Annotated in this window: 9 protein-coding genes; 2 read left to right on the top strand and 7 right to left on the bottom strand. The window is 52.5% G+C overall.

Annotated features, from left to right (window positions below):
- A partial coding sequence (locus PSSD_RS18180; RefSeq protein ID WP_153011461.1) for an HAD hydrolase-like protein occupies nucleotides 1–191 on the bottom strand: 191 nt, incomplete at its 3' end.
- A gap of 151 nt (nucleotides 192–342) precedes the next feature.
- On the opposite strand from PSSD_RS18180, the gene PSSD_RS18175 reads away from it, so the two are divergent.
- Nucleotides 343–1,656, top strand: coding sequence for an NCS2 family permease (locus PSSD_RS18175; protein WP_039331991.1), 1,314 nt, complete (start codon nucleotides 343–345; stop codon nucleotides 1,654–1,656).
- A 31-nt stretch (nucleotides 1,657–1,687) separates the two neighbouring features.
- Here the strand turns inward: PSSD_RS18175 and PSSD_RS18170 are convergent, their stop codons facing one another.
- Complete coding sequence (locus tag PSSD_RS18170; RefSeq protein WP_058973185.1) at nucleotides 1,688–2,437, bottom strand: 4'-phosphopantetheinyl transferase family protein; 750 nt, start codon at nucleotides 2,435–2,437, stop codon at nucleotides 1,688–1,690.
- 291 nt (nucleotides 2,438–2,728) lie between these two features.
- Here PSSD_RS18170 and PSSD_RS18165 point away from each other — a divergent pair, with 291 nt between their 5' ends.
- Nucleotides 2,729–3,241 carry a flavin reductase family protein gene (locus tag PSSD_RS18165; protein WP_039331993.1) on the top strand — a complete coding sequence of 171 codons (513 nt, stop codon included), beginning with the start codon at nucleotides 2,729–2,731 and terminating at the stop codon, nucleotides 3,239–3,241.
- Here the strand turns inward: PSSD_RS18165 and PSSD_RS18160 are convergent.
- The 5 genes from PSSD_RS18160 to mnmE all read right to left on the bottom strand — a co-directional run bounded on the left by PSSD_RS18160 (nucleotide 3,223) and on the right by mnmE (nucleotide 8,516).
- Nucleotides 3,223–4,272 carry a methyl-accepting chemotaxis protein gene (locus PSSD_RS18160; protein ID WP_039331994.1) on the bottom strand — a complete coding sequence of 350 codons (1,050 nt, stop codon included), beginning with the start codon at nucleotides 4,270–4,272 and terminating at the stop codon, nucleotides 3,223–3,225. The two genes, PSSD_RS18165 and PSSD_RS18160, sit on opposite strands and share 19 nt — an antisense overlap.
- A 413-nt stretch (nucleotides 4,273–4,685) precedes the next feature.
- Nucleotides 4,686–5,276: a malonic semialdehyde reductase gene (locus PSSD_RS18155; RefSeq protein ID WP_039331995.1), complete on the bottom strand. Its 591-nt coding sequence runs from the start codon at nucleotides 5,274–5,276 to the stop codon at nucleotides 4,686–4,688.
- A gap of 150 nt (nucleotides 5,277–5,426) precedes the next feature.
- Entirely contained in the window at nucleotides 5,427–6,737 is a 1,311-nt protein-coding gene (locus PSSD_RS18150; protein WP_058973184.1) for a type II toxin-antitoxin system HipA family toxin, read from the bottom strand.
- Nucleotides 6,737–6,985 (bottom strand): helix-turn-helix domain-containing protein, encoded by a 249-nt coding sequence (locus PSSD_RS18145; RefSeq protein WP_039331998.1) that lies wholly within the window; start codon nucleotides 6,983–6,985, stop codon nucleotides 6,737–6,739. Before PSSD_RS18145 ends, PSSD_RS18150 begins: the two co-directional genes overlap by 1 nt.
- Nucleotides 6,986–7,145: 160 nt before the next feature.
- Nucleotides 7,146–8,516 carry a tRNA uridine-5-carboxymethylaminomethyl(34) synthesis GTPase MnmE gene (gene mnmE / locus PSSD_RS18140; protein WP_058973183.1) on the bottom strand — a complete coding sequence of 457 codons (1,371 nt, stop codon included), beginning with the start codon at nucleotides 8,514–8,516 and terminating at the stop codon, nucleotides 7,146–7,148.
- Nucleotides 8,517–8,571 lie beyond the last annotated feature (55 nt).

Genomic DNA, 8,571 nt, shown 5'->3' with positions numbered 1-8,571 from the left:
GCTTTCTGATGCTGTGCGAGTACATCACGCACGATGTCGTAAAGCTTCACCCCTTTGTACTGCTCAAACATCTGCTGCAAAGAGAGTTCAATACCGTAGCGGGCAAAGGTGTTGACGTAAGACTGCGTACAGATCACTTCACTATCGACCAGCGTACCGTCGCAATCGAAAAAAACACATTCAACTGACATCGCACATCATCCTTTTAGTAAACAACCAGCTGACACTGTATCGCACTGAGCGCAGAAAGCGACCCTGAGCCAACCGGTTGCGAATAATCAGTGTTTTGCCGGGCTAAAATCTATAGGATACGCGGCGATTAATTTTTTTCGGGACAGTTGAATGAACAATCAGGGCTTGTTGCAGCGCATGTTTAAGCTGCAGGAACACGGCACAACCGCGCGCACGGAAGTGATCGCCGGTTTCACGACTTTCCTGACGATGGTGTACATCGTCTTCGTTAACCCACAGATCCTTGGCGCAGCCGGCATGGATACCCAGGCGGTGTTCGTTACCACCTGTTTGATTGCCGCGTTTGGCAGCATCCTGATGGGGCTGGTGGCCAATCTTCCTGTCGCGCTGGCACCGGCGATGGGCTTAAATGCGTTTTTCGCCTTTGTGGTGGTCGGCGCCATGGGATATTCATGGCAGGTCGGCATGGGTGCGATTTTCTGGGGCGCACTGGGGCTGCTGATTCTTACGCTGTTGCGCGTGCGCTACTGGATGATTGCTAACATCCCGATGAGCCTGCGCGTGGGTATCACAGCCGGTATTGGGCTGTTTATCGCGATGATGGGGCTGAAAAACGCCGGTATCATCGTGCCGAATGCCGATACCATCGTGACGGTCGGCAACCTGACCTCACACAGCGTGCTACTCGGCGCACTCGGCTTCTTCATCATTGCGATTTTGGCTTCACGCAATATTCATGCGGCGGTGCTGGTTTCGATTGTGGTGACCACGGTGATTGGCCTGGTGATTGGCGATGTGAAATTCAGCGGTGTGTTTGCCGCGCCTCCAGCCGTGACGTCCGTGGTGGGCCAGGTCGATATCAAAGGTGCGTTTAACATCGGCATGGCGGGCGTGATCTTCTCCTTTATGTTGGTCAACCTGTTCGACTCTTCCGGTACACTGATTGGCGTGACCGATAAAGCCGGACTCACCGATGAGAAAGGCACCTTCCCGCGTATGAAGCAGGCGCTGTATGTGGATAGCATCAGCTCGGTCACCGGCTCGTTGATTGGCACCTCTTCCGTGACCGCCTACATTGAGAGTTCATCGGGCGTGGCGATTGGTGGCCGCACGGGCTTGATGGCGGTGATCACCGGGATTCTGTTCCTGCTGGTGATGTTCCTGTCGCCGCTGGCCGCGATGGTGCCGTCCTATGCTGCTGCAGGTGCGTTGATCTATGTCGGCGTGCTGATGACTGCGTCGTTGTCGCGTGTGCGCTGGGATGACCTCACCGAAGCGGTGCCGGCATTTGTTACCGCCGCCATGATGCCGTTTAGCTTCTCGATCACCGAAGGCATTGCCTTGGGTTTCATCTCTTACTGTGTGATGAAACTCGGTACCGGCCGCTGGCGTGAAATCAGCCCGTGCGTGGTGATTGTTGCCCTGTTGTTTGTGCTGAAAATCGCGTTTATCGACGCGCATTAATAGAAACAGGCCGCGATTGCGGCCTGTTTTGTTATGGATGGCTGATTTCTTGTGGCGTGCTCACCAAACTGGTGAGGCGCAGTGAGCGCGGACCGATATTCGGCTTGTTCATTTCCACGTCTCGCAGCGGCTGCCACTGGTGCTGGGCATCAATCTCCCACAGACACAGACGCTCGGTGCCGGGAGAAAGCGCGCACGACCATACCAGCATTGGTTCGGCATCACACACCGCCTGAATATCGGGGAATACGCTGGAACGCAGACGGCCCGCGGCCGGATGCAACTGCAAGGTACCGATCCCGCTCTCCGCTTCTCCGGTCAGCTTGAGAATACTTTGACGCAGGGTCCAGATTTGCGTCACCGCTTCCATAAAATCCTGCTGCGCATTAATCCAGGCTTTCTCACCTGAGGAGAGATCCTGTGTTAAGGCATCCTGCGTCTGACGGCTGTGAGCACGCACAATCTCCATATCCAACCCGGCACGCCCACCTTCTTCTGCCAGTAGCACGCCAACCATATTGCCCGCGTAGGCAATACTAAAGTCAGGGAGGTTAGGATCGGCAAAACATGGGCGGCCACTGCTGGTGGTGGTGAGCAGCGGCAGTTCACGAATGCCATAGACGCGTAGCATCAGCTGCGCCAGCAATTCGCGTGCGGCAAGAAAGCGGCTGCGGCGCTTATCAGGGAAGCGCTCAGCACTGTTAATCACATCCTGTGGAACTCGCAGTCGCTCTGAAGAGAGCGGCGAATTTCCCATCCAACGTACAAAATGACTAGCCATCTGTCGCTCCGTGAAAATGGTCAGATAATCATCAAATCTATTGTAAGAATTTTCTCATGGGTTTGCATCCGGCATAACATCTAATGACCAAAAATTCAGATAACACCGAAGCGGCATCTAATCCCAATCTACGACTTTGTATATAACGCTTTTGCTGATTCTGTCCGTAAAGGATGCCGTACAGCCTGATGTGGTGTAGGATTTGGACAGCAAAACAGCACATCGAAGTGCGCAAACAATCCACCTTAAGTAATCGTGCTCATCGCAGCCGCACGCACGTTGGAGTTTTTTATGTCACTAGCCTCACTTACTCGCCAGGAATCGATCTCTCTGGATGAATTTCGTCATGGTATGCGTCGCTTAACCGCGGGCGTGTCATTGGTTACCACCGAGTTTCAGGGCGAAAAGCTGGGGCTGATTGCCACGTCAGTTAGCTCACTGGCTGCCGAGCCACCAAGTTTGCTGGTGTGCGTTAATCGTAGCGCATCCAGCCACGATGCATTCGTTAATGCGGGCCACTTTGCCGTGAACGTATTGCGTGAGCAGCACGACGATTTATGCGCCCAGTTCAGCCAGTCTGCGCGTCGTGCAGAACGCTTCCAGAGCGGCGAATGGCAAACGTTGAATACCGGCGCACCTGTATTGGCTGATGCGCTGGTGAGTTTTGACTGTCAGCTGGAAAAGGTGGTGGAGTGGAACACGCATAGCGTACTGCTGGCGCGTATCGTTGGCATCTCGCTGCCGGGCGAAGCGGCAGAGCCAATGATTTACTTCAACAGCGGTTTTCATCGCTTGGGTGATTGAGCCTCACGCTGTTCAATCACGCCGTACCAACCTAATCCCTGATAGCTCTCGTAACCGGGCGTCAGGGCAAAAGCGACCTGGCGTCCATTTTCAGGCTGCCAGCTGCCTGAGTTTTGCCCCTGTGTGTTCAAGCGAAAAGCCTCACCAGGCTGCGCGTTTGCATCGGAACTGGCGATGACGCGATGTTTTGAATCAAGAATCATACAGCGTGAGCGTGTCCACTCCTCTTTGCTCAGGCGGACATTATTCACTACGGCGGCGGCTTGCGGCGCCCAGTCAAAGAATATCAGTAGACTGCCCAGCACGCGCCCTGTGTTGCTTCCACCCTCACGGATCGCGGTGCCATAGGTCGCCACTGCGGCATGATGCAATTGCGGTAGTGTCATGATGTCTGCGGCAGCATAATCAGCACCGCTGCGGGTGTTAATGGCCTGGCGGAAGGCGTCAAGGTGACGAACATTCTGTTGGCGCAGTGGATAACGGTCACCACGCCCGTTGGCGAGAATATTGCCTTGCACATCGGTTATCCAGATATCGAGATAAACCGTATAGCTATCCAGAATCACCGATAACCGCTCGGCCGCATGTTGGCATGCATCTACATCGCCATTCAGTGCACAATTAACTACCGCGGCATCTGTCGCCCACCAGCGCACATCGCAAGAACGTTCATAGAGATTGCGATCAATAATGTCGATCATATTGAGCGCCAAATCGATACAGCGTTGGCTTTCATGGCGCTGGATCTGCTGAATCATCACATCTCCGAGTGAGGTCAGCTCTGACAGCGAACCAGATAACTCTTTGGTTAGACTTTGCGTGATGTCCCCAATGTTGGTTGATACCTGTTTAACCTGATTTGCCACTACGGCAAAGCCGCGGCCCGCCTCTCCCGCTCGTGCGGCTTCAATTAGAGCATTAAGAGCCAGTATGGTGGTTTCCCGATTAATATCATTAATGTCTTCAATTTTGGCATCCGCCATTTTTCGAATGGCATAGCTGAGTTCAACAATTTCACGCGGATCAGTCATGGGATATTCAGCCCTCAGAGTCATAAGAGGAATGCAGCCGAATCTATGGCGTGGGTAATAAGAATTACAACGCCACAGGCAGTTTGTTTGTCATTTATTGTAAGCACGGAAATTTAATGCTGTCATTATTATGAAATAAGCTGAATATGTCATTTGGCTTAAGTTTCAATGGGTTTGTTTTAATTTGTTCAGTATCAATAAATTAGATGTCATATGAAAATCATATGGTGGGAGAGGTTAAGGTGATGAGTGCGCTACAGGTTTAATAGGTAAGAATAATTAATTTTGGTGTATCGTGGGAATTTCGTGGTGAAGAGAAATACGATATGCGGCAATTTGCCCTAAGAACACGATATTAAATATCGATACTCAAACTTAATTTGCGCCGAAATTTATCCCGGCGCAGCACTTTATCAGGCAAATTTGCTGGCTTCATCAAAGCCCAAACGCGGTAAACGCGCATGCAATTTACTGGCTTCGCCGTAGCCGAGGTTGATGAGTAAATTCACCTGCCATTTGCTTTCGCTGAAGAAGGCTTCATTCACTTTTGCGGGATCAAATCCCGACATTGGACCGGCATCCAGCCCCAGCGATCGCGCGGCCAGAATCAGATAGCCAGCCTGCAGGCTGCTATTACGGAATGCGGTCTCTTTGGCCAGATCTGGGCTGCTGGTGAACCAGCTACGCGCATCGCCGTGCGGGAAGAGCTTGGGTAACGCTTCGTAGAACTCAGGGTCCCATGCCACAATTACCGTTGCCGGTGCCGCCATGGTTTTATCCACATTGCCAGAGGAGAGTGCGGGCTTCAGCTTCTCTTTGCCTTCCTGAGACGTGACAAACACGAAACGACCCGGCGAGCAGTTGGCCGAAGTCGGGCCAAGCGCGGTCAGACTGTACAGCTGCTGCAACACATCGTGAGAGATCGGTTTGTCCTGCCAGTAGCTGTGCGTGCGGGCTTCATTGAACAGCGCGTTCAGCGCCACGCTGTCGAGCGGTGTACTCATGTTTCTCTCCTGTTCAGGTCGCATCCGCGCCTGATTTTTTAGCATGAATAGTCGATAGAACGGGTGCGCTTTAGCGCAGACCCGCGATTGTTATACTGCAAAGGAGAGGGGGAGCCAAATAACAAAGATGCATGTTTTACATCTGCCCGGCTATAGCGTTAAGCGAGCCGAACGTGCTTTGAGTCCATCCAGGATCGTCGTTTGAATTTCGATCGGAAAATCATCAGGCAGCTGATACGTCACACGTTCGATAACCTCATCAATACTGGCACTCATTTCTTGCAGGATATCTTCCATCGCTGTTTTATCGAATCCCACCGCTTTGGCTGTTGCCAGAAAGTGACGAGGAAAGATTTGCTCGATTGCATATTTTTTCCCATGAGAACCTTTCAACCCCATAGCGAGTTTTGCATCGCGGATATGCAGTCCTTTTGCCCCAATAACCGGATAGACCGAGAGAATGTCGTAAAAGGGCGTCAGTCGGAAGCGACCCTCTGCTTCGATAAAAATAGAAAAGTTTTTGGCATGTCCATCTGTCGCCGCCAGCAGCCAGAAGAGAACCTGTGCTTTCATAAAGTTATAGCGATCCTGATCAACCTCTGCGGAGCTCAACAGGAAATGCATAATTTGTTGAATGCCTGGGCCTCCGTGACTTTCATATTTGCCAGCAGAGGGAATATTGAGAACCTGGCAGAAATCTTCTTGAGGTAAACGCATAATCCAACGCGCATCTGATGCCCATCGGCGATCAAAGCGCTCTACAGCCAGCGCTTTGCATTCGCCCACCTTTACCACAAAGCATTCTGGCACAGGCAAACCGATTTCCTTCGCAACCAGGGTGCAAAGCCATTCGTTTTCTACGCTGTTAGTGAGATCGATGGTATGAGAATGGCTCTGGATTTTACCAATCGGCAGCTTAAGAATATGAGTTGTAGGGGTTGTACCCTGTGGTAAGCACCACTGATCTTTCAGACGGAGCAGCGCCGTTTTTTCCTGTGCCCCAGCCAGTGAAATACGAAAATCAGCGATTTCTTCAAGCATGCCAAGTGGAGCGCCGGCCTGGTAGCCATTCAGAATCTTTTCCAGCTCGGTATCATTTAAAGTTTGATAATGGATCGATTGCACGTTACCCGGAGGTGCATCATGAGCGAGCAGTTGGATCGCACCCACAGTATCTGCGCCTACTTTTTCAAGCAGATCAAACGGCTGAGTTGAATCCGCGTGATAACGTGCGAGGATGCGATTGCGAATTTCAGGATTATCGGGCAGGAGATTATCAAAAAAATTGTAGACCTCGTCACCGATGTAGGACTGATGACGTAGCGGCATCGACAGGGAAATTGGACGGCTTCCCGGCTGGCTTAGCCATTCATCAACATAGCGAAACCGATGAGAGCCTGTGCTATCGCGGGTGAAAATACCCACCTTATAGCCGTTCATATAAACGTCCAATTCAGCCATTACCACTCTTCCTTCCAGCCGCTGACTTCTTGCTGCTGACCGCGTGGCTTTACTTCCAACTCAAGGTTCAAAGCCGCTAATATACGAAACAGTGTTTCCAGTTTGGTTGTGCCTGGCTGCAATTCAAAGTTGGATACGGTGTCTTGTCGGATGCCGACTTTACTGGCCACTTTTTCCTGTGACAGCCGCTCTGACTGCCTGACGTCCTTAAGATAGCTGCTTAATTGCTTAGCATTCGTGACTTTCATGGAAGCGGCTCCTGGAAATGTAATGGCATTACATTTACACGGTGTAGCGGGTAAAGCAACTTTTACCTGTTATAGCAGGTAATTTTAGCTTTACCCTCTACAACAGGTAAGATAATTTTTACCTGTTAAAGCGCGTGAGAAGAAAAATAAAGATGAGGAATTACTTACCAATACAGAAACTGGAGAAAATTCGGCCCAACAGATCGTCGGAGGTAAATTCCCCGGTGATTTCGCTCAATGCCTGCTGCGCCAGACGCAACTCTTCCGCCAGCAGTTCGCCTGCTCGGGCACCCAACAGCTGATCCTGGCCCTGCTGTAAGTGAGTGGCGGCTAACTCCAGCGCCTGCAAGTGGCGGCGGCGCGCCAGGAATCCACCTTCCATATTGCCCGAGAAGCCCATGCTCTGTTTAAGATGGTCACGCAGCGCATCCACACCCTCGCCGGTACGCGCAGAGAGGCGAATCAGTGAGTGGTCATTCACTTCGGTTAAGCCCAGCACTTCACCGGTCATATCGGCTTTATTACGCACGACGGTGATCGGTAGTTGCGCAGGCAAACGCGCGACGAAATCGGGCCAGATCGCGGCCGCTTCTGTAGCATCAGTGGTGGTGCCATCGACCATAAACAGCACGCGGTCAGCCTGCTCGATTTCCTGCCACGCACGTTCAATACCGATGCGTTCAACTTCATCGCTGGCTTCACGCAATCCGGCGGTATCAATGATGTGCAGCGGCATGCCGTCGATATGGATATGCTCGCGCAGGACATCGCGTGTGGTGCCAGCGATATCCGTTACGATGGCGGCTTCGCGGCCAGCCAGCGCGTTCAGCAAGCTGGATTTACCGGCATTGGGACGACCGGCAATCACCACTTTCATCCCTTCACGCAGCAGGCTGCCCTGACGCGCTTCGGCGCGCACGCCATTCAGATCGCCGATCACCGCATTCAGCTGCGCTTCAATTTTTCCGTCAGAGAGGAAGTCGATCTCCTCGTCAGGGAAATCGATGGCCGCTTCCACGTAGATGCGCAGGTGAGTAAGTGCTTCCACAAGTGCATTAACACGCAGGGAAAATGCGCCTTGCAGTGAATTGACGGCGGAACGTGCTGCCTGCTCTGAGCTGGCATCGATTAAGTCAGCGATGGCTTCTGCCTGCGCCAGGTCGAGTTTGTCGTTCAGGAACGCGCGCTCTGAGAATTCACCGGGTTGTGCGATACGCACGCCGGGTAGCGCCACGATGCGTTTCAGCAGCAGGTCGAGGATGACCGGGCCGCCGTGGCCTTGCAATTCCAGTACATCTTCGCCGGTAAACGAGTTCGGGCCGGGGAACCACAGCGCAATACCCTGATCCAGCACACTGCCATCCGCATCATTAAACGGCAGATAGTCGGCGTAACGCGGTTTCGGCAGCTTGCCCAACACGGCTCGCGCAATGTCAGCGGCTTTCGCGCCAGAAATACGCAAAATACCCACGCCGCCACGGCCGGGAGGCGTGGCCTGGGCAACAATGGTGTCGCTGTGGCTATGGCTCATGATTGACCTTCTTTTTAAACAAAAAAACAGGGCGACATAAATGCCGCCCTTTGAG

The sequence above is a fragment of the Type-D symbiont of Plautia stali genome, from assembly GCF_001485335.1.
GTDB classification, from domain to species: Bacteria; Pseudomonadota; Gammaproteobacteria; order Enterobacterales; family Enterobacteriaceae; genus Pantoea; species Pantoea vagans_C.
The sequence above is the reverse complement of the archived record's forward strand: the minus strand, read 5'-3'. Positions and strand labels throughout refer to the sequence as shown.

Excerpts from the sequence above, each read along its gene's own strand:
- PSSD_RS18175 (WP_039331991.1), top strand. The coding sequence starts at position 343 with ATGAACAATCAGGGCTTGTTGCAGCGCATGTTTAAGCTGCAGGAACAC.
- PSSD_RS18170 (WP_058973185.1), bottom strand. The coding sequence starts at position 2,437 with ATGGCTAGTCATTTTGTACGTTGGATGGGAAATTCGCCGCTCTCTTCA.
- PSSD_RS18165 (WP_039331993.1), top strand. The coding sequence starts at position 2,729 with ATGTCACTAGCCTCACTTACTCGCCAGGAATCGATCTCTCTGGATGAA.
- PSSD_RS18160 (WP_039331994.1), bottom strand. The coding sequence starts at position 4,272 with ATGACTGATCCGCGTGAAATTGTTGAACTCAGCTATGCCATTCGAAAA.
- PSSD_RS18155 (WP_039331995.1), bottom strand. The coding sequence starts at position 5,276 with ATGAGTACACCGCTCGACAGCGTGGCGCTGAACGCGCTGTTCAATGAA.
- PSSD_RS18150 (WP_058973184.1), bottom strand. The coding sequence starts at position 6,737 with ATGGCTGAATTGGACGTTTATATGAACGGCTATAAGGTGGGTATTTTC.
- PSSD_RS18145 (WP_039331998.1), bottom strand. The coding sequence starts at position 6,985 with ATGAAAGTCACGAATGCTAAGCAATTAAGCAGCTATCTTAAGGACGTC.
- mnmE (WP_058973183.1), bottom strand. The coding sequence starts at position 8,516 with ATGAGCCATAGCCACAGCGACACCATTGTTGCCCAGGCCACGCCTCCC.